19 protein-coding genes are annotated in these 19,831 nt (G+C 75.4%); 7 read left to right on the top strand and 12 right to left on the bottom strand.

Going from position 1 to position 19,831, the window contains the following annotated elements; genetic code table 11:
* Positions 1 to 41: 41 nt before the first annotated feature.
* The gene (locus AMIR_RS40510; protein ID WP_187313436.1) at positions 42 to 254 is read right to left on the bottom strand and encodes a hypothetical protein; all 213 of its coding nucleotides are present in this window, start codon (positions 252 to 254) and stop codon (positions 42 to 44) included.
* Positions 255 to 270: 16 nt separating this feature from the next.
* On the opposite strand from AMIR_RS40510, the gene AMIR_RS36040 reads away from it, so the two are divergent.
* Positions 271 to 2,166, top strand: a complete 1,896-nt coding sequence (locus tag AMIR_RS36040; protein ID WP_049796928.1) for an RHS repeat-associated core domain-containing protein — start codon at positions 271 to 273, stop codon at positions 2,164 to 2,166.
* Positions 2,163 to 2,549 (top strand): hypothetical protein, encoded by a 387-nt coding sequence (locus AMIR_RS22520; protein ID WP_015803255.1) that lies wholly within the window; start codon positions 2,163 to 2,165, stop codon positions 2,547 to 2,549. The genes AMIR_RS36040 and AMIR_RS22520 overlap by 4 nt, the downstream gene beginning before the upstream one ends.
* Positions 2,550 to 2,559: 10 nt before the next feature.
* On the opposite strand, the gene AMIR_RS22515 is transcribed toward AMIR_RS22520, so the two are convergent.
* Complete coding sequence (locus AMIR_RS22515) at positions 2,560 to 2,961, bottom strand: META domain-containing protein (protein WP_041838184.1); 402 nt, start codon at positions 2,959 to 2,961, stop codon at positions 2,560 to 2,562.
* Between the two features lie 74 nt (positions 2,962 to 3,035).
* The gene (locus AMIR_RS22510; protein ID WP_015803253.1) at positions 3,036 to 3,956 is read right to left on the bottom strand and encodes a trypsin-like serine peptidase; all 921 of its coding nucleotides are present in this window, start codon (positions 3,954 to 3,956) and stop codon (positions 3,036 to 3,038) included.
* Positions 3,957 to 4,198: 242 nt separating this feature from the next.
* Here AMIR_RS22510 and AMIR_RS22505 point away from each other — a divergent pair, with 242 nt between their 5' ends.
* Positions 4,199 to 5,098, top strand: a complete 900-nt coding sequence (locus AMIR_RS22505; protein WP_205590307.1) for an alpha/beta hydrolase — start codon at positions 4,199 to 4,201, stop codon at positions 5,096 to 5,098.
* 9 nt (positions 5,099 to 5,107) lie between these two features.
* On the opposite strand, the gene AMIR_RS22500 is transcribed toward AMIR_RS22505, so the two are convergent.
* The 5 genes from AMIR_RS22500 to AMIR_RS22480 all read right to left on the bottom strand — a co-directional run bounded on the left by AMIR_RS22500 (position 5,108) and on the right by AMIR_RS22480 (position 9,457).
* Complete coding sequence (locus tag AMIR_RS22500; protein WP_015803251.1) at positions 5,108 to 5,887, bottom strand: ESX secretion-associated protein EspG; 780 nt, start codon at positions 5,885 to 5,887, stop codon at positions 5,108 to 5,110.
* Positions 5,884 to 7,206 (bottom strand): PPE domain-containing protein, encoded by a 1,323-nt coding sequence (locus tag AMIR_RS36035; RefSeq protein ID WP_015803250.1) that lies wholly within the window; start codon positions 7,204 to 7,206, stop codon positions 5,884 to 5,886. The genes AMIR_RS22500 and AMIR_RS36035 overlap by 4 nt, the downstream gene beginning before the upstream one ends.
* 13 nt (positions 7,207 to 7,219) lie before the next feature.
* Complete coding sequence (locus tag AMIR_RS22490; protein WP_015803249.1) at positions 7,220 to 7,798, bottom strand: DUF3558 domain-containing protein; 579 nt, start codon at positions 7,796 to 7,798, stop codon at positions 7,220 to 7,222.
* The gene (locus AMIR_RS22485; RefSeq protein ID WP_240439065.1) at positions 7,795 to 8,097 is read right to left on the bottom strand and encodes a PE domain-containing protein; all 303 of its coding nucleotides are present in this window, start codon (positions 8,095 to 8,097) and stop codon (positions 7,795 to 7,797) included. Before AMIR_RS22485 ends, AMIR_RS22490 begins: the two co-directional genes overlap by 4 nt.
* 310 nt (positions 8,098 to 8,407) lie before the next feature.
* Complete coding sequence (locus AMIR_RS22480; RefSeq protein WP_015803247.1) at positions 8,408 to 9,457, bottom strand: GDSL-type esterase/lipase family protein; 1,050 nt, start codon at positions 9,455 to 9,457, stop codon at positions 8,408 to 8,410.
* A gap of 302 nt (positions 9,458 to 9,759) precedes the next feature.
* Here AMIR_RS22480 and AMIR_RS22475 point away from each other — a divergent pair, with 302 nt between their 5' ends.
* The 3 genes from AMIR_RS22475 to AMIR_RS22465 all read left to right on the top strand — a co-directional run bounded on the left by AMIR_RS22475 (position 9,760) and on the right by AMIR_RS22465 (position 12,811).
* On the top strand, positions 9,760 to 10,896 hold the full coding sequence (locus tag AMIR_RS22475) for a S1 family peptidase (RefSeq protein ID WP_015803246.1): 1,137 nt from the start codon (positions 9,760 to 9,762) through the stop codon (positions 10,894 to 10,896).
* A gap of 105 nt (positions 10,897 to 11,001) precedes the next feature.
* A complete protein-coding gene (locus AMIR_RS22470; protein WP_015803245.1) occupies positions 11,002 to 11,670 on the top strand; it encodes a response regulator transcription factor in 669 nt (222 codons plus the stop codon).
* Entirely contained in the window at positions 11,663 to 12,811 is a 1,149-nt protein-coding gene (locus tag AMIR_RS22465; RefSeq protein WP_015803244.1) for a sensor histidine kinase, read from the top strand. Before AMIR_RS22470 ends, AMIR_RS22465 begins: the two co-directional genes overlap by 8 nt.
* Here the strand turns inward: AMIR_RS22465 and AMIR_RS22460 are convergent.
* The 3 genes from AMIR_RS22460 to AMIR_RS22450 are packed head-to-tail and all read right to left on the bottom strand — an operon-like array spanning position 12,720 to position 15,329.
* The gene (locus AMIR_RS22460; protein ID WP_015803243.1) at positions 12,720 to 13,373 is read right to left on the bottom strand and encodes a VanZ family protein; all 654 of its coding nucleotides are present in this window, start codon (positions 13,371 to 13,373) and stop codon (positions 12,720 to 12,722) included. The genes AMIR_RS22465 and AMIR_RS22460 overlap by 92 nt on opposite strands.
* A 52-nt stretch (positions 13,374 to 13,425) precedes the next feature.
* Positions 13,426 to 14,106, bottom strand: coding sequence for a response regulator (locus AMIR_RS22455; protein WP_015803242.1), 681 nt, complete (start codon positions 14,104 to 14,106; stop codon positions 13,426 to 13,428).
* Positions 14,103 to 15,329 (bottom strand): sensor histidine kinase, encoded by a 1,227-nt coding sequence (locus AMIR_RS22450; protein WP_015803241.1) that lies wholly within the window; start codon positions 15,327 to 15,329, stop codon positions 14,103 to 14,105. Before AMIR_RS22450 ends, AMIR_RS22455 begins: the two co-directional genes overlap by 4 nt.
* A gap of 178 nt (positions 15,330 to 15,507) precedes the next feature.
* Here AMIR_RS22450 and AMIR_RS22445 point away from each other — a divergent pair, with 178 nt between their 5' ends.
* The gene (locus AMIR_RS22445; RefSeq protein ID WP_015803240.1) at positions 15,508 to 17,679 is read left to right on the top strand and encodes an MMPL family transporter; all 2,172 of its coding nucleotides are present in this window, start codon (positions 15,508 to 15,510) and stop codon (positions 17,677 to 17,679) included.
* 59 nt (positions 17,680 to 17,738) lie between these two features.
* On the opposite strand, the gene AMIR_RS22440 is transcribed toward AMIR_RS22445, so the two are convergent.
* Positions 17,739 to 19,820, bottom strand: a complete 2,082-nt coding sequence (locus AMIR_RS22440; RefSeq protein ID WP_015803239.1) for a HelD family protein — start codon at positions 19,818 to 19,820, stop codon at positions 17,739 to 17,741.
* Between the last annotated feature and the right edge of the window lie 11 nt (positions 19,821 to 19,831).

The following is a 19,831-nucleotide window of genomic DNA, read 5'->3' as shown; positions in this document are numbered from 1 at the left end:
CCCGGTCGCGGTCCGGCACAGCGGCGGCTACCACATCGACGTCACCACGCACGCGGGGCGCGTCCCGGACCGGACGGCGCCGTCGAGCGCTGGCGGTACGACGGCGAGGGCAGCCAGGTCGAGTACCGCGACGCGAACGGCGCCACCAGCACCGAGAGCAGCACGCACTTCGACCTGCCGAGCACCCGGACGTCTCCGGACGGCGGCAGGCTGGAGTTCGAGTACGACCGGCTACTCAGGCTCGTCTCCGTCACCGACGCCCTCGGCCAGGTGTGGCGCTACGAGTACGACGCGGCGGGCGGGCTCGTGGCCGAGCGCGACTTCAACGGGCGCGTCGTCCGGTACCACCGGGACGCCGCAGGCCAAGTCGTCGCCCGCGCCACCGACCGGGGCGACGAGGTCCGCTACCTGCGCGACGCCACCGGCAAGGTCGTCGAGCGCCGCGTCGGCGACGTCGTCGAGCGGTTCGAGTACGACGCGGTCGGCCGCCTGGTCGGGGCGGACAACCCGGACGCCCGGTTGGTGCTGCGCCGCGACGCGCTAGGCAGGGTCACCGAGGAGACGGTCAACGGCCGCACGGTGTCCTCGGTCCACGACGCGATCGGCAGGCACGTGCGGCGCACGACCCCGTCCGGCGCGGTCTCCCACTGGCGGTACGGCGTCACCGGCAGGCCCGAGCAGCTCGTGTCCGGCGGTCGCGCCGTCGGCCTCGGCTACGACGCCTCCGGCAGGCTCACCGAGCGCGTCGCAGGACCGACCACGATCTCCCAGTCGTGGGACCCCGCGGGCAGGCTCGGCTCCCAGTCGGTCGTGGTGCGCGACGGTCTCGTCCAGCGCCGCGACTACCGGTACGACCGGACCGGCGCGCTGACCGGCGTGGCCGACCTGCTCGGCGGTGACCGTGCCCTCGTGCTCGACGCGGGCTCGCGGGTCACCGAGGTCGTCGGTGACGGCTGGCACGAGCGGTACGCCTACGACGCGGCGGGCAACATCACGCACGCCGAGTGGCCGGGTGGCGAGGCGTCCGGCCCGCGCGAGCACGCGGGCGCGGCCCTGGTCGCCGCGGGCGGAACCCGCTACCGCTACGACAACCACGGCCGGGTCGTCCAGCGCACCCGCAAGCGCCTGTCGCGCAAGCCAGACACCTGGCACTACCGCTGGGACGCCAACGACCGGCTCGTCGAGGTCACCACCCCGGACGGGGCCCGCTGGCGCTACCTGCACGACCCGCTGGGCAGGCGCGTCGCGAAGCTGCGCCTGGACGGTGCGGGCGTGGTCGTCGAGCGCGTCGACTTCTGCTGGGACGGTCTCGTGCTCGCCGAGCAGATCACCTCCGGCGGCGTGGCGACGACGTGGGACTTCGAGCCGGGCACGTTCACCCCGCTGTGCCAGGCCGAGCGGGTGCTGGACGGCGACCGGGAGTGGGTCGACCGCGCGTTCTACTCGATCGTCACCGACCTGGTCGGCGCGCCGTCCGAGCTGGTCGACGGTGGCGGCGCGGTGGAGTGGCGGCGGCGGGCGAACGTGTGGGGCGCGTCCCAGTCGGGTGATGAGGGGACACCGCTGCGCTTCCCCGGCCAGTACTACGACGCCGAGTCGGGGCTGCACTACAACAACGCCCGCTACTACGACCCGGAGACCGGCCGCTACACCTCCATGGACCCGCTGGGGTTGGCGCCGGGGCCGAACCCGCAGGCGTACGTGCCCAACCCGACCGGGGCGATCGACCCGCTGGGGCTGTCGCCGTGCCGGACGTACTACAGCGTTCAGTCGCCCGCCGACGCCGACCGGTTGATCAACAACGGCGGTGAGCCGTGGCCGTCCGGCGTGGACGCCAACGGCAGGCGACGCAGCGAGCTGGGCGACGGACTGTACGCGTGGGAGAGCAGGGATCAGGCTGAGCGGTACCTGGATGCGGTGTCCGGCAGGCCGGGCGGGCCCACGGACCTGTCGATCATCGAGCACCGCATCAGCGGCGAGGACTACGACGGGCTCAGGCACGCCGACATGACCAGGATGAGCGACGACGCGGCCACCGACCTGTGGAACGCCGGCGGCAGGCACGACTACGACCACATCCAGCGCGGCGCCGGTCGCTTCGGCAACGAGCACTACTTCCGGAACACTGTCTTCGACCTTGTCACCAGCAGGAGGGGCGGTTCGTGAGCGGCGAGCGCGTCGGCGAGTACCGGCTCAAGCGGCAGCGGGCGGGGGTCGGGTACTTCGGGCAGGTCCGGGTTCGGGTGGTGGACGGGGCCCCGGAGGGGGCGGTGGTGTGGGCCGTCGATCCTGGGGACCGTTCCTCGCTCCAGCCTGGACTTGACCAGGAGTTCGTCGACGCGGCCGTCGCCGGGGCGTGGGACGGGCTCGGGGTGGTGGGGCGGAGTGGGGGCGTGGTGGAGGTCTTGCACGTCCAGGTGGACCTGACCGACATCGAGGTGTCCGCCGTGCGCGCGGCTGCGGCCATGGCGGTCGTGGAGGCGTTCGGGGTGGGGGACCGGGTGGAGTTGGTGTTCGACGGCGGGTGGGGTGTCGTTCCGGTGGCCTAGAAGGGGCGTTTCAGTCCCGCGTCAAGGTCAGCCCGGCGTCCTGGGTGGTCAGGTGCAGGGTGTCGCCGTCCAGGCGCCAGGTCGGGGTCGCGGTGAGCAGCGCCGTCAGGAACCGGTCCTGCTCGGTGCGGGGGTCGTCGCAGGCCATCTCCGTCGTGGACGGCTCGGTCAGCGTCAGCTCGCCGCCGCCCGCGTCCACCTGGCCGGACAGGGTGTTGCAGCCGCCGTGCACGACCAGGCGGCCGTCGTCGGTGAAGGTGGCCCTCACCTCGGTGCCGGGTGCGAACGGACGGGGTTCGCCCTGGCTGGTCGCGGCGGTCGCGGTGAACGCGCCCCGCGGGGGTGGGGGCTCGCTCGCGGGGGCGTGGCCGCACGCGGTGAGCAGGAACGCCAACAGCAGCAAGCGTGTCATGGCGGCAGGACGTGGCACCGGACCTCCCCGGTTGCACGGGGGCCGGGCCCCTGCGAGCCCGGCCCCCGTTCGGCTCACGGCCGTGAGATCCAGTAGTTGACGAACGACATCACGTCGGGGCGCAGCCGGGTGCCGCTGTTGGTCGGATTGCCTCCCGCGACGCCGTTGGTGTGGATGGCGGTCACGCACCAGCCCGCGCACAGGCCCGGCGTGGTCGAGTTGTAGTGGTAGACCGGCGAGCCGCTCTGGCCCGGCGCGGTGTCGATCCAGTACCAGAGCTTGTTCGCGGACTGCGAGTACGTGCTGTCGCCGTCCCACCACATCGTGCCGAACGGCTTGTCGCCGGGGTAGCCCTCCGCGTAGAAGTGCTGCCCGACGAGGTTCTCGCCGGTGCTGTACCACCAGCCGAACCAGCCGGTCTGGTAGCCGATGTCGCAGGTCAGCTTGACCAGGCCGTAGTCGTGGTCGCTCGGGTAGCCGTTGATCCACGCGCTGGTGGTCCACACGTCGGCGATGCCGCCGCTGCAACTGCCGAACGGCGCGGAACCGGCGGTGCGGCCGGGGGTGACCCGGTAGGAGGTGACCCAGCTGCCGCCGGAGTGCACGCAGTGGCCCGCCGTCACCAGGACGTCGCGGCTGAGCATGAACCCGGTGCAGCCGCCCTGGTTGGTCTCCAGGTGCGCGATGGCGCCCCAGGGGAACGCGGAAGGGGCGGACTCCTGGACGCGGCCGTCGACGCCGATGACCGAGTCGGCGGCGAGGTCGGGGGAGGGCTTGCGGTCGGGGGTGGTCGTGGTGCCCGAGCTGCCCGCGGCGGCGGACCTCAGGGCGGAGGTGGCGGCGGCGGGCAGGGTGATGGTCCTGCCCTCGCCGTTCACCATGGTCAGCGCGTCGGGCGCGGCGGTCGCGGTGGTGGTGGCGAGCGCGGACGCGGCCAGCGCCAGTGCCAGCGCCAGGGCCCCGGCCAGCCTTCGGCGCGGTGTTCGGATCGACATGGGTCCTCCCCGTGGTCGTGCGGCTTGCCGCCGCTTGCACAGGTAGGGGACGGCCGGACAGCTGTTGATACGGGGCGGGCGCGGGTGGGGCGGATGCCGGCCGGAAGGGCGGACTCCGCTGCCCGAAGGGGCAGCGGGGAGCCGCTGGACAGCGGTGATCCGCTTTCCGCGGGGTGAGCGGGCGGTAGGGTGGCCGCGTCGCCCGCACTGGGCCTGGTGTGCCGGGAAGTCTGGTCGGCGTCGTGACCCGCCGACGCCTGGAGCCGACCGTGCCGCACCCCGCCTCCCCGATCCGCGTCGACCTGCCCGCGGCGCTCGCGCACCTGCCGGGCGGGGTCGTCGAGCACCGCTTCGACCGGCGTGGCGACGAGGTGGTCGTGGTGCTCCACGGCGGGCACCTGCGCGCCGGGCTCGCGCTGGGGGAGGACGTGCTCGCCGACGGGCGCTGCTCGGTGCTGGTCCCCTCCCGGCCCGGCTACGGGCGCACCCCGCTGTCGACGGGCGGCACGCCGGACGGGTTCGCCGACGTCGTCCGGGAGCTGTGCGACCACCTGGGGATCACCCGGCTGGCCGCCGTCGTGGGCGTCTCCGCCGGGGGACCCACCGCGCTCGCGCTCGCCGCCCGCCACCCCGACCTGGTGGCGCGCGTGGTGCTGTGGAGCGCGGTCGGCCCGCTGCCCTGGCCGGACCGGCGCACCCGCCTCGCCGCCCGCGCCGCCTTCGCACCCGCCACCGAGCGCCTGGTCTGGACCGCGCTGCGCCTGCTCCTGCGGGTGTCGCCCGGAGCGGGGCTCCGGGTGCTGCTGGGGGACCTGTCCACGGCGCCCGCGCACCGGGTCCTGGCCGCGCTGACCGCCGAGCAGCGGGCGGCCCTGGTGGCGCTGTTCTCGCGGATGCGGTCGGGCGCCGGGTTCCGCAACGACCTGGCCGCGTTCCCCGACCGCGTTCCACCGGTGGCGCAGCCCGCGCTCGTCGTCGCCACCCGCCGGGACGGCGCCGTCCCGTTCGCCCACGCCCTGGCGCTCGCCGCCGCCCTGCCGCGCGCCGCGCTCGTGGAGAGCCTGGCCGACAACCACTTCGTCTGGCTCGGGCCGGACTGGGGCCAGGTGGGCGCGGTCGTCCGGGAGTTCGTCCTCGGGTGAGGGCGGCCGTCAGCGCCCGCCCGCCAGCAGTTCGGCCACGGCGTGCGCCAGGCGGCGGTGGTCCGCCGGGCTCAGGGTCGACCACTGCTGCCCGGTGTCGTCCGGGCGGCGGGTGAACTGCCAGCGGCCCTCCGGGGTGTCGTAGAACGAGACCGCGTACGGGCCCCGCTCGCGCCTGCCCGGACCGTCCGGGCGCGTGGGCCTCGTCGCCGCGCCGAACTGGCCCATGCGCACGACGTTCCCCAGCACCTCGGCGACCTTCCCGGCGTCCTGGCGGGGCAGGCCCACCTCGCGCAGCGCCTGCTCCAGGCCCGCCGCCGACCGGTCCGCCCTGGCGGCGGCGCGCTCCAGGTCCGCCGCGCGCAGGCTGATCGAGCGGGACCTCGGCGTGGCGTGCGGCGGCAGCAGGCCCACCACCGACGCGGCCAGCGCGTCCTCGTCGACCTCCTCCAGGAGCAGCCGCTCGGCGGTGAGGACGGCCAGCACCGCCCGCCCTCGGCCTGCCGCCGCGACCGCCCGGACGCGCGGACCGGCGTCCAGGCGCAGCCTGGCGTCGACCTCGCGGTCCGGGCGGGCCAGCAGGGCAAGCCACCCGGCCAGGCGCGGGTCCAGGCCGCCGCGTCCGGCCAGGCCGCGCGCCCGCAGGGCGTCCCACGCGTCGGCGAGCACGGCCGCCCGCTCCCGCGCGGTGGCGCCGTGCGAGGGGATCGCCAGGACCGTCGGGTGCTCGCCCAGCGCCAGGCGCTCCCAGCACAGGTCGAACTCCGGCCGGGACAGCGCGATCCTCACGGGCCGACGTCCCCGATCACCGGCGGGGCGACCTTCGGCAGGCCGTCCTGGCCCCAGACGTCGTCGAGCTCCTCCAGGTACTCGGCGGACTTGTGCTCCAGGTCGTCCTCGTCCCGGCCGCGTTGCGGCGACCCGAGCGGGCCCGCCGCGCCGGGGGCTCCGGGGGCGCCGCGTGTGGCCGACGGGGGTGTGGGGCGGGTGGGGTGGGCAGCGCCGTGCTCGACGCCGGTGGTCTGGGCGGCGGGGAAGGCGGGGGTTCCCCGGTGCGGGGTGGGGGACGAGGGGTGGCCGCCTAACCCGCCAGTGCCGCCGAATCCGCCAGTGCCGCGAGTCCCGCCACCACCGCTGAACCCGCCCGGTCCGCGAGTCCCGCCACCGACCGCGCCGCCTGGCCTGCCCGCACCACCGCCGCCACCGCCGCCCGGCCCACGCCCCGCGCCGGACCTCGGCGCGCCGCCGGGCAGACCGCCCGCCCACCCGCCGGGGAGGCCGCCCTGGGGGAGTGGCGTGGACGTCGGGCCCTGCTGCGGGTGGGGCGCGGGGGCTTGGGCGGAACCCGAGGTGTGCGTCGACCCGCTCGGGCCCGTCACGCCCGGAAGCGACGGGGGCGGGCCGCCCGCGCCCGGCGTGGACGACGCGCTCTGCCCTGTGGTCCCGGAGCCCACGTCGCGGGGCTGCATCCCGGCGGCGCCCACGTCCTCCCGCCTCGGCCCGCCGTCCCGCTCGCCCGCGCGCACCTCCTCCGGCCGCGCGACCGACCCCTCGGCGACCCGCGTGGCCACGCTCGGGGGCGGGGTGAACGCGCCCAGGGAGCCCACGGCCGACATCGCCGCCGTCTGGTACTCGACCATCACCCGCACGGCCTCGCGCTTGGCCTCCAGTGCCTGCGCCTCCTGCACGTCCTGGTCGGTCTGCCCGCCGACCAGGTGCGTGAACCCGGCGGGCACGCCCCAGAGGTCGTCGTTCGCCGTCGACGTCACCTCGACCGGCGCGGGCATCCGGGTCGCGGTCCCGCTCCACGAGCTGCGCTGCGCCTGGAACGAGTGGTGCGTGGCGACCCCGGCGGCCCGCGCGTCCTCCGCCCACCGCACCAGGGGCGCCGAGGCGCTGGTGAACCGCTCGCCCGCCGCGCCCACCCACACCGCCCCGGCCTTCTCGATCGCCGTCTGCAGGTCGCTCCTCGCGTTCCCCATGACGGCCCGGAACGAGTTCCACGCGTCGTCGACGACCTGCGCGGCCGACGCCCCCGCCCGGTCGTGGATCTTGTCGTAGAGCTGCCGGTGCGACTGCGAGTCGAAGTTCGCGCCACCCAAGCCCATGTGCCCTTCCCCCTCAGCTGAGCAGGTTCTCCACCAGGACCTCCGCGAGCGCCCGCGCCCCCTCGCACGGCGCCGGGAAGCGCTCCTCGAACCCCGGCAGGACGGTGGACGTGGCCGACAGGTACTGGCCGTCGGCGGTGTCCACCACGACGTCGCAGTTCAGCGGTCGCTCGGGCAGGGTGACCGTGATGGCCGGGAACCCCCTGACCGGCGGGATCGGCGACGGGCGGCCGAGCCTGCGGCCCTGCGACCAGGCCTCGACGCCCTCGCCGGTCACCGGGATCACCTGGACCGCCCCGCCGTTGACGATCCACGTGCAGGTGGGCGCGCCGGTGAGGTCGTCGGTCCCTGACCTGCCCGCGCGGTCGAAGCCGAGCACGGCGAGCTGCTCCGCGCGGATCAGCGCGCACGGGTCGCGGCCGTCGAGCGCGATCTCCCTCGGGCGGGCCGGGGACGACGGGGTGGTCGTGGTCGACGCGGACCCGGCGGGCCCCGGCCCGGCCGGTGCGGGGCGGGGCGTGCCGGTCTCGGCCGCGCACGCGAGCAGCACCGGCCCGGCGAGCGCGAGCACCACCAGCGCCCGCCCCCTCACCCGCCCTCCCCGACCTGGAACGCCGCCGCGTTGCCCTCCTCGACCAGTCCGTAGAGCCTGGCCGCGTTCTCCAGCTGCTCGATGTTCAGCGTCAGCTCCCGCAGGAACCGCGACGTCACGTCGACCGCGACCAGGGCGTTCTCCTCGAAGATCGGCGCGGTCGCGGTGGACACGTCGTCCCCCGCCAGCGCGACCCCCAGAAGATTGCGGTCCTCCTGCATCAGGAACGCCTGGACGGTGTCGCGCACCGCCTCGTAGCGCCCCTTCAACTCCATGATCTTTCCGGGTTCCACCTGCATCGTCACGCCCGTGACCTGGGACGCGCCCCCTCCTGCGCCCGGTGAGGCGAATGGCATGGATTCCCTCCCCCGCTTCCGCTGGCGCATTAAGACTGCCACACGGCCCGGTTCTCATCATGCGGAACTGCGGGAAACGAGGGGGTGGTTCTTATTCCACGTGGTGCGCATGATTCCGAATTCCGAAAATGTTTCGAACAATCGGGTCGCGCCCTTCCCACAAGGGCAGGGGGCAACCGTCCTGGTCGTTCAGCCCGCTGAACCCGTTCATGAGATCACCACCGACCCGGAGCCCAGGCCGTCGCCGTCGATGTCACGGGCTGGTGCAGGACAGGACCGGGGTGGTCGCCGCTCCGGCGCCGATGTAGCCGAACGTGGTGGTCGCGCCCGCGCCCGGGGAGCCGTTCCACTCGGCGTTGCGCACCACCGCGCTCATCCCGCTGCCCTGGGGCACGCCGCCCCACGCCTGGGTGATCGACTGGCCCTGCGCCTGCGTCCAGCGGACCGTCCAGCCGCTCAGCGCCGCGCTGCCCGCCGTCACCGTCACCTCGGCCTGGAACCCGCCCTGCCACGAGCCGACCGTGCGGTGGGTGGCCGTGCAGGAGCCGGTCGGGGGCGGGGTGGTCGTCGTGGTCGTGCCGCCGTCGTCGTCGACGCTGCCGGGGATCGCCAGCAGCGCGTCGTGCCAGGCGGTGGCCATCTTGCCGTAGCCGCCCGCGTTCGGGTGCACGCCGTCCGCCAGGTCGGCGGTCGTCAGCGCGCGGTGCATGTCGACCAGGTGCACCTTCTTGCCCGCGTTCGCCTTCGACCGCACCATGTCCGGGATCGTCGCGTTGAACGCCCGCACGCCCGCGTCGTAGTTGGTCAGCGGCGTGATGGTGGCGACGAGCAGGATCGCGTCCGGGGCCTGCGCGGTGATCTTGTCGACCAGCGCGGACAGCCGCGCGGGCGCGCCCGCCGGGTCGGGGCCGTAGATGTCGTTGGTGCCGATGTGCAGCAGGATCGTGCGCGGCGAGTGGGCGCGCAGCCAGGCCGGCACGTTCGCGTCGAGCTGCGCGATGGTCCACCCGGAGTGGCCCTCGTGGTCGCGGTCGCCCAAGCTGCTCGGGCCGTTGCTCATCGACCCCACGAAGTCGACGGTCCGCCCGCCCTCGACGAGCTTGCGCCACAGGTCGACCCGGTAGCCGCCGGGGACGTTGAAGCCGTCGGTGATCGAGTCGCCGAGCGGCATCACGCGCCTGCCCGCGTCGGGGGAGGCCCCGCTCGCGGGGGCGGAGGCGGCGAAGGCGCTCACCAGGGCGACCAGCAGTGCGAGGACCAGCCCGCCCGCCCTCCACCGGTTCGCTCGTGCGGGGTTTCCCATCGGAGACGTCCTTGTCCGCTCGCGGGTTTCCGGCCGTGCCGGGTCAACACTAGGGAACGCGGCCGGTGGTCAGGCGGGCCTTTCGGTCGTATTTCGCCGGGGTGGCCGTGGGCCTTGCGGGCGACCCCCGCGGCGCCCGCCGGACGCCGCGGACCGTCCTTTGTGGACTCCAAGGCGCTGTCGGAACCGCCGGATGACCGGTCCCGAATTGGTCCGAACCACGGCCTTGACGAAGTCCATCCGAGGCGTCACCGTGTCGTATGAGAGCGCTCTCCCTTGACCCTGCGACGAGATGAGAGCACATGGGCAACGTCAGGAAGTTCGGCGCGTCGTTAGCGGGGGCCGCCCTCGTGCTGAGCGCGGTCGTGGCGGGCGGGGGCACCTCCGCCGCGGGACCCGACCCGCGGGCGCAGGCGGTCGACGCGTACGCCGCCGCCATGGGCCGCGACCTCGGGATCACCGAGGACCAGGCGCGCACGCGGGTCCGGCAGGAGGCCACCGCCATGGACGTCGACCCGCGGGCGCGGGCCGCCGCGGGTGAGGCGTTCGGCGGCTCCTGGTTCGACGCCGAGCGCGGCAAGCTCGTCGTCGGCCTCGCCGGGGACGACGAGGCCGCCGCCGAGGCGGTGCGCGCCACCGGCGCCGACGTCGTCCGGGTGGACCGCACCCTCGCCGCGCTCGACGCGGCCAAGGCCGAGCTCGACCGGGTCGAGGCGCCCGAGGGCGTCGCCGCCTGGCGGGTCGACCCGGAGCGGGGCGCGCTGGTCGTGACCGTGCACGACGCCAAGGGCGCGGCCGGGTTCGTCGACGCCGCGCGGGAGCTCGGCCCCGTGGTCGTCGAGGAGGTCTCCGCGCGGCCCGCCACGTTCGCGGCGGGCACCGTCGGCGGCGACCCGTACTACATCAACGGCAACACCCGCTGCTCCATCGGCTTCTCCGTGCACGGCGGCTTCGTCAGCGCGGGCCACTGCGGCGGCGCGGGCAGCTCCGTGGTCGGCTGGGACGGGTCGGCCATGGGCAGCTTCGCGGGCTCCTCCTTCCCCGGCAACGACTACGCGTTCATCCGCACCGGCAACGGCTGGTGGAACGCCCCCGTCGTGCTCGGCTGGGGCTCGATCCCGGACCGGCTCGTACGGGGCTCGAACGAGGCCCCGGTCGGCAGCTCGATCTGCCGCTCCGGCTCCACCACGCACTGGCACTGCGGCACGCTGCTGGCCAAGAACGAGACGGTCAACTACCAGCAGGGCGCCGTGCACCAGATGACCAAGACCAGCGTGTGCGCCCAGCCCGGCGACTCCGGCGGCTCGTTCATCACCGGCGACCAGGCCCAGGGCGTCACCTCCGGCGGCTGGGGCAACTGCTCCTCCGGCGGCGAGACCTGGTACCAGCCGGTCCGCGAGATCCTGAGCGTCTACGGGCTGTCCCTGGTCACCCCGTGACCCGACCCCGCCCCGGCGCGACCCGCGCCGGGGCGGGACCCGCGCCGGGGCGGGACCCGCGTTCGCATACGCCCACGACAACCCGCGCCGCCTAGGCTGCCCGGCGTGCGCGTGCTGATCGTGGAGGACGAGCCCCACCTGGCCCAGGCCGTCCGGGACGGGCTGCGGCTGGCCGCCATCGCCGCCGACGTCGCCGGTGACGGCCGCACCGCCCTGGAGCTGCTCGACGTCAACGCCTACGACCTGCTGGTGCTCGACCGCGACATCCCCGGACCGTCCGGCGACGAGGTCGCCAGGCGCGTCGTCGCCTCCGGCCGGGGCACCCCGATCCTGATGCTCACCGCCGCCGACCGCATCGACGACAAGGCGTCCGGGTTCGAGCTGGGCGCCGACGACTACCTGACCAAGCCGTTCGAGCTGCGCGAGCTGGTGCTGCGGCTGCGCGCGCTCGACCGCAGGCGCGCGCACGCCAGGCCGCCGGTGCACGAGATCGCCGGGCTGCGGCTGGACCCGTTCCGCCGCGAGGTCTTCCGCGACGGGCGGCTGGTCCCCCTCACCCGCAAGCAGTTCGCCGTGCTGGAGGTCCTGGTGGCCGCGCGCGGCGGGGTGATCAGCGCCGAGGAGCTGCTGGAGCGGGCCTGGGACGAGCACGCCGACCCGTTCACCAACGCCGTGCGGATCACCGTCTCGGCGCTGCGCAAGCGGCTCGGGCAGCCGTGGGTGATCACCACGGTGCCGGGGGTGGGCTACCGGATCGACACCGGCGGTGGCTAGGCCGCCGGGGCTGAGCGTGCGGCTCCGGCTGACCCTCAGCTACGCCGCGCTGCTGCTGGTCACCGGCGCGGTGCTGCTCGCGGTGGTGTGGCTGTACCTGCTGCGGTACGTGCCCGACAACGACCAGGGCCTGCTGGGCGTCTCGCCGAACCGCTACCTGCTGGTGGGGATGTTCGGGCCCGCGGCGGCCGTGGCGCTGGCGGTGCTGCTGCTGTTCGGGCTGGTCGGCGGCTGGTTCCTGGCCGGTCGGGTGCTCGCCCCGCTCACCCGCCTCGCGGACGCGGCGCGCGCGGTGGCGGGCGGCTCGCTCTCGCACCGGGTGCGGTTGCCCGGTCGCGCGGACGAGTTCCGCGAGCTGGCCGACCTGTTCGACGCCATGCTCGACCAGCTCGAAGCGCACGTCGCCGAGCAGCGCAGGTTCGCCGCCAACGCCTCCCACGAGCTGCGCACCCCGCTGGCGATCACCCAGGCGCTGCTCGACGTGGCCCACGACGACCCGGCGTGGGACCGGGGCGAGGCGCTGGCGCGGCTGCGGACCGCGAACCGGCGGGCGATCGACCTGACCGAGGCGCTGCTGCTGCTCGCCAGGGGCGACAGCGGGAACCTCGCGCGCGAGCCCGTCGACCTGTCCCTGCTGGCCGAGGAGGCCGCCGAGACGCTGCTGCCGCTGGCCGAGCGGCGCGGGACGGCGCTCGACGTCACCGGCGGCGCGGCGGTGGTCGACGGGTCGGCGGAGCTGCTGCTGCGGGTGGTGCTGAACCTGGTGCAGAACGCCGTCGCGCACAACCTCCCCGCGAACTCGGGCGGCCGGGTGCTGGTGCGCACGGGGGAGCGGGGCGGGGCGGGTGTGCTGGAGGTCGAGAACACCGGGCCGCTGCTGCCGCCGGAGCTGGTGCCGACGCTGACCGAGCCGTTCCAGCGGGGGGCGCGCCGGGCCCGCGCCGACGAGCACGCGGGGGTCGGGCTCGGGCTGGCCATCGTGCGCAGCGTCGTCCGCGCGCACGGCGGGACCCTGCGCCTGGTGGCCAGGCCGGGGGGCGGCCTGCGCGTCACGGTCGCGCTGCCGCTGGCCGCGGCCTCGGGGCGCGCGCCCACCAGCGGCGGGACGCCAGGGCGGCCAGCGCCGCGCCGGTCGCGTTGAGCAGCACGTCGTCCACCGACGACACCCGGTCCAGCTGGAGGACGTACTGCGCGGTCTCGACCAGCAGCGAGCAGACCGCGCCCAGCGCCAGCGCGCGCGGTGCGGACGCCAGCGCCGGGAACCGCACCGGCGCGAAGAAGCCGAGCGCCGCGAACACCAGCAGGTTCCCCACGATCCCCAGCGGCCCCATCCCCAGCAGGTCGCGCAGCGGCAGCAGGCTCAGCCTGCCGGGGACCTCGCCCGCGCGCTCACCCGGCATCAGCGTGATCCACAACCACGGGAGCGTCCCGTAGACCATCCCGACCTCGGCCACCGAGGCGCGCCACGCCCCCGCGCCCCGGAGGCGGGCCAGCGCCCACGCGGCCAGGACGGCGACCGGCACGCCGACCAGCGTCACGAGCACCACGCCGTTCTCGGTGCCCAGGCACCCGTGCCACCGGCCCGCCGCGCACGCGGGCGCGGCCATCATCAGCGGCCGGCGCAGGGCGAACAGGACCGAGGCGAGGACCAGCACGGCCACGGTGGTGAGCACGATCCCGCGCGTGCGCGGCGTTCCAGGCATGGGCGCAGTCAAGCCCGCCGGGCCTATCGGGGGCGTATCCGAAACCCGGCGGTCAGCCCGCGGGCGACGGGTCGCCGGGCGCCACCAGGCGGTTCTGGTAGGCGATGACCACCAGCTGCGCCCGGTCCCGCGCGCCCAGCTTGGCCATGGCGCGGTTGACGTGCGTGCGGACCGTCAGCGGGGACAGGAACAGGTGCCGGGCGATCGCGTCGTTCGACATGCCGTGCGCCACCAGCACCATGACCTCCCGCTCCCGCCCGGTCACCAGGTCGAGGCCGGGCGCCGCGACCGCGGGCGGCCGGGACTGCGCGACGAACGCGCTGACCAGACCCCGCGTGGCCTTCGGCGACAGCAGCGCGTTGCCCTCGGCGACCACCCGGATCGCGGTGACCAGCTCGGCCGGGTCCACGTTCTTGCCCAGGAAGCCGCTGGCCCCGGCCTGCAGGGCGGTGATCACGTTCTCGTCGTCGTCGAACGTGGTGAGCACCAGCACCCGCACGCCCGCCAGCCGCTCGTCGGCGCAGATGCGGCGGGTCGCCTCGATGCCGTCCACGTCCGGCATCCGCAGGTCCATCAGCACCACGTCCACCCGCGAGGCGCAGGCCAGCTCGACGGCCCGCGCGCCGTCCGCCGCCTCGGCCACCACCTCCAGGCCGGGGTCGGCGTCGACGATCATCCGGAAGCCCGCCCGGATCAGGGCCTGGTCGTCGGCCAGCAGCACGCGGATCGTCACGGGTGTCCTCCGGTCGGGATCGGGGTCGGGGTCGGGAGCTGGTCGGCCGAGTCGTCCCAGCTCGTCGCGGACTCGGGCGCGGGCAGCTCGGCGCGCACCCGGAACCGGCCGCCCGGCAGGCGTCCCGAGGTGAGCGAGCCGCCCGTCGCGCTCGCCCGCTCGCCCATGCCGATCAGGCCGAACCCGGAACCGGGGCCGCCCGCCCTCCCCGGCCCGATCCGGTTGACCACCTCGACGGTGATCCCCTCCGGGGTGCGGGTGATCGTCAGCTCGGCGGAGCCGTCGCCGTGCTTGTGCGCGTTGGTCAGCGCCTCCTGGGCGATCCGGTACGCGGCCAGGTCCACCACCGAGGGCAGCCTGCGCGGCGCGCCGCTCTCCTCGCGCCGCACGGAGAACCCGGCGGCCTCCAGGCCGGCCAGCAGCGCGGGCAGGTGGTCCAGGCCCGGCGTCGGCTGGGTGCTGGGCGCCTCGTCCGGGTCGCGCAGCACGCCGATCACCGACTTCACCTCGTCGAGCACCGCGTCGGCCGCGCCCCGGATGTGCCCGAGCACCGGCCACACCTGGTCCGGCCGGTCGCGCAGCACGTGCCCGGCCGCGCCCGCGTGCACGCTGATCACCGCGATGTGGTGCGCGACCACGTCGTGCAGCTCGCGGGCGATCCGCAGCCGCTCGTCCAGCACCCGGCGGCGGGCCTCCTGCTCGCGGGTCTCCTCGGCCTGCCTGGCCCGCTCGGTGACCTCGGCGACGTACGCGTGCCGCATCCGCACCGAGTCCCCGATGCCCGCGCCGCCGAAGACGCACGCGAACAGGCTGAACTGCTCGGGCGACCACCACTGCGCGGGCCCCGCGGCGAAGCCCGCCAGCGCCGTGGCGCCCCAGGCGAGGCAGGCGTGCAGCCAGGGGCGGCGGTGGCGGCTGTGCAGCGCGGCGGAGTAGGTGAGCACGCTCAGCAGCAGGAACAGGCCGGACGGCGCGGGCCAGCGCGCGGCCACGCCGATCGCGGTGATCACGGTCGCCACCGCCAGCACCGCCTCGGGGCGCCGCCGCCGCAGCAGCACCGTGCCGAGGACCAGCGCGGTCGTCCACCACCGGTGCTCGGGCGGGCCCGCCGGCTCGGAGTGGTGCACGCCGACCACCAGCAGCGCCGCCAGCAGCACGTCACCGGCCAGCGGGCGGTGCCTGAGCGTCCACACGGGCATCCGGGCGACGGCTGACTCACGCATGGCCCCGACGGTAGGCGACGGCTCCGGGGGCGTCGCCCCGCCCCTGCGGTATCCGGACGGGCGCGGCGTACCGCGAGCGCCGTACGCGGCGGACCGCAGCGGGACGACGACTTCCCGCGTCCGGCTGTCCATCGTGGACGCAGACCCGAGCACCCCCAAGACCTGAAGGGCTCCACCCGTGGCAACCCTGCTCTACCGGCTCGGCCGGTTCTCGTTCCGGCGACGCCGGACCACCCTCGCCGCGTGGGTGGTCCTGCTCGCCCTGTTCGGCATCGGCGCGGCCGAGCTGTCCGGACCGGCGAGCCAGTCGTTCTCCATCCCCGGCGCCGAGTCCACCCGCGCCATGGACGTCATCGGCGAGAAGTTCGGCGGCGACGCGTCCCCGGCCACCGCCTCGGCGCGGGTCGTCTTCACCGCCCCCGACGACGGGGTGCTGACCGGTTCCGAGCAGAGGGCCGCTGTCGAGGCCGTGCTGGCCGAGCTGGCCCGCGCGCCGCAGGTCGCCTCGGTGGCCGGGCCGTACGAGGCGCTCACGATCTCGCCCGACCAGCGCACGGCGTACGCGACGGTCACCTACGACGCGCCGCCCGCGGACGTGACCACCGCGTCCAGGGAGGCGCTGCTGGCCACCGGCGACGCCGCGCGCGAGGCGGGGATCGGCGTCGAGCACTCGGGCCAGGTGACCACCGTGGTCGCGGGCGGGCACGCGGCCGAGGCGATCGGTCTGGCGGTGGCCGCGCTGGTCCTGCTGCTCACGTTCGGCTCCCTGGTCGCGGCCGGGCTGCCGCTGCTGACCGCGCTGGTCGGCGTCGGACTCGGCATCACCGGCATCCAGATCGCCACCGGCCTGTTCGAGCTGTCCGCCGCCACCCCCGCGCTGTCCACCATGCTGGGCCTGGCCGTGGGCATCGACTACGCGCTGTTCGTCGTCTCCCGCTACCGGGGCGAGCTGGAGCTCGGGCGCGACCGGGAGGAGGCGGCCGGTCGGGCGATCGGCACCGCCGGGTCCGCCGTGGTCTTCGCCGGGCTCACCGTGATCATCGCGCTGGCCGCGCTCACCGTCACCGGCCTCGGGTTCCTGGCCGCCATGGGCGTCGCCGCCGCCTGCACGGTGGCGATCGCGGTGCTGGCCACGCTCAGCCTCGTGCCCGCGCTGCTGGGCTTCGCCGGTCGCGCGATCAAGCCCGCGCGGCGTCGCGCCGGGAAGGCCCCGGCCACCCCGCTCGGCGAGCGCTGGGCGCGCCTCGTGGTCAAGCACCGGTGGCTCGCGGTGGTGCTGTCCGTGGCCGCGCTCACCGCGATCGCGCTGCCCGCCGCCGACCTGCGGCTCGCGCTGCCCGACGACGGCGTCGCGGCCGTGGACTCCACCCAGCGCAAGGCGTACGACCAGCTCGCGGCCGGGTTCGGCGCCGGGTTCCAGGGACCGCTGACCGTGGTGGTGGAGGCATCCGCCGACGCCGAGGGCGTCGCCTCGCGGTCCGGGCGGGCGATCGCCGCGCTCGACGACGTGGCCGCCGTCAGCCCGGCCGTGCCCAACCCGGCGGGCGACACCGCCCTGCTCACCGTGATCCCGCTCAGCGCGCCGACCAGCGAGGCCACCGAGGACCTCGTGCACGCCATCCGCGACCTGCCGGACCCCGACGGCGCGCGCCTGTCCGTCACCGGCTCCACGGCGCTCGACATCGACGTCTCGGAGCGGCTCGCCGACGCGCTCCTGCCGTACCTGGCGGTGGTGGTGGGGCTGGCGTTCGTGCTGATGCTGCTGGTCTTCCGCAGCGTCCTGGTGCCGCTCAAGGCGACCCTGGGCTTCCTGCTGTCGATCGCCGCCTCGTTCGGCGCGCTGGTCGCGGTGTTCCAGCACGGGCACCTCGCCGGGCTGATCGGCCTGGACAGCACGGGGCCGATCATCAGCCTGATGCCGATCTTCCTGGTGGGCATCCTGTTCGGACTGGCGATGGACTACGAGGTGTTCCTGGTGACCAGGACCAGGGAGGAGCACGTGCACGGCGCCACGCCGGACGAGGCCGTGGTGACCGGGATGCGGCACGGCGTCCGGGTGGTCACGGCCGCCGCGCTGATCATGATCAGCGTGTTCGCCGGGTTCGTGCTGGCCGACGACGCGATCGTGAAGTCCCTGGGCTTCGCGCTGGCGTTCGGGGTGGCGGTGGACGCGTTCGTGGTGCGGATGACGCTCGTGCCCGCGGTGCTGTCCCTGCTCGGCCGCGCGGCCTGGTGGCTGCCGGGGTGGCTGGACCGGGTGCTGCCGAACGTGGACATCGAGGGTGAGGAGCTGGCCCGGCGGTTGGCGGTGGAGGAGGAGGCGCGGGAGGAGGCGGTGGCGAGGGTCTGAGGCGGGGCGCGGGTGATCCCGCCGTGCGGCCCCCGCCGGGTGCGGGGGCCGCACCCGGCTCAGGCGATCCGCAGCTGCCCCAGCTCCTGCGTGCACCGGGTCAGCGCCACGTACAGCCCGTTCCAGCCGCGTGGTTCGGCGGTGATGCCCTCCGGGTCCACCACCAGGGTCGCGTCCCACTCCAGGCCCTTCGCCTCGGTCGCGGTGAGGACCGGGAACTCGTTGCCCAGCAAGGCTTTCAGGGGCGCCACGTGCGCGCGGGCGGTGACCACGCCGACGGTTCCGCCCCGCCGGCGCCCGGCCAGCTCGGCCACCGCCTCCCGCGCCGCGCCCGGCAGGTCCGCCGTCGTGGTGGAGCGCTCCCACGGGGTGACGCCGGAGGAGCGGACCGCGCGCGGCGGGGTGTTGCGGCTGCCCGCCTTCTCCAGCACCGGGGCGGTGAGGGCCATGACCTCGCTCGGGGTGCGGTAGCAGATGGTCAGCTCGGCGGCGGTCCAGCTCTCGCCCAGGGTGGCGTGGACGGCGCGCGCCCAGCTGGTGTGCCGGTGCGACGCCTCGGCCTGGTCGATGTCGCCGACCGCCGTGATCGACCGGGCCGGGCAGCGGCGCAGGACCATGTGCCACTGCATCTCGGACAGCTCCTGCGCCTCGTCGACCACGACGTGCCCGTACGTCCAGCCCCGCTGCGCCCGCGCCCGGTCCGCGATGGACTCCGCCCGCCCGCGCGCGGGGTCCGCGTCACCGAGCAGGTCGGCCACCGCGTCGAGCAGCGGGATGTCGCCGGACGACCACCCCCGCGGCTCGGCGACCACCAGCGCCACCTCCCCCGGCGTGAGGAAACCGCCCAGCGGCACCGGATCGGCCAGGAACCCGCGCAGCACCTCGCCCGCGTCCAGGGTCGGCCACCAGTGCTCGACGAACCGGGCGATGGTCGGGTGCTCGGCGATCGCCGCGCGCAGCTCGTCCACCTCCTCCTCGGACAGCCTGCCGTCCACGTCGCTGCCGGTGGCCGGTCCGTCGTGGGCGGCCCCGCCCAGGCCGCGGTCGACGCGGGCGAGGATGTCCTCGAAGCCCTCCTCGACCTCGGCGAGCGCGGCCTCGCGGTGCTCGGCGATCAGCTCGGCCAGCACCTGGTGCAGCTGCTCGGCGAACGCGGTCCTGGCCCGGTGGTGCGGCCTGGCCCGCACCGAGGCGAGCAGCTGCGCGACCACCGCCCGGTCCACGACGTGCCGCTCGCCCTCCCAGCGCAGCTCCAGGTCGCGCGGCCGGGGCCGCAGCGCCGCCACGCGCTCCTCCAGGGCCCGCTGCCACGCCGCGCGCCCCTTGATCTCGGACACCACCCGGTCCTCGGCGCGGGTCACCTCGGCGCCGGGCACCAGGGTGTCGCAGGTCGCCGACACCACGGCGGTCTCACCGAGCGCGGGCAGCACCTGCGCGATGTAGTCCAGGAAGCGCGGCGACGGCCCGAGCACCAGCACCGCCCGCTCCGCCAGCTGCCGGTGCGTGAACAGCAGGTACGCCACCCGGTGCAGGGCCACCACGGTCTTGCCGGTGCCGGGCCCGCCCTGCACGATCAGCGGCCCGGACGCGTCGGCGCGCACCACCTCGTCCTGCTCGCGCTGCAGGGTCGACACCGCCGTCGACATCCGCCCGGTGCGCCGCCGGTCGAGCGCCGCGAGCAGCGCGCCCTCGCCGACCAGGTCGGAGGCGGAGGACCCGTCGAGCGGCTCGTCCTCCACGCCGACCACCACCGCGCCCTCGGTGCGGATGTGGCGGCGACGCGCCTGGCCCTGCGGGTCCACCGGCGTGGCGGTGTAGAACGGCCGGGCGGCGGGCGCCCGCCAGTCCAGCACGAGCGGCTCGGCGCGCACGTCGTCCTCCCGCACCCCGACCCGCCCGATCCGCCACACCACCCCGTCGAGCCCGTCGAGCCTGCCGAAGACGAGCCGGTCGGACGCCAGCAGCAGCTCGTCGTGCTGCGCCCGCAGCACCCGGTGCAGCGCCCGGTCCCCGTCCAGCGCGGCGTCGGCGACCTCGTCCGCCAACCGCGCGAGCAGCCGGTCGCGCAGCGCGGTGGCGGTGTCCAGGAACGCCTGCTCCTCGGCGATCGCGGAACGACGGCTGTCGGGGGTCGGGCTCATGCTGGTGACCT

This window comes from Actinosynnema mirum DSM 43827, assembly GCF_000023245.1.
GTDB lineage: Bacteria > Actinomycetota > Actinomycetes > Mycobacteriales > Pseudonocardiaceae > Actinosynnema > Actinosynnema mirum.
Note: the sequence above shows the minus strand (reverse complement) of the source record. Positions and strands in the feature narration are given on the sequence as shown.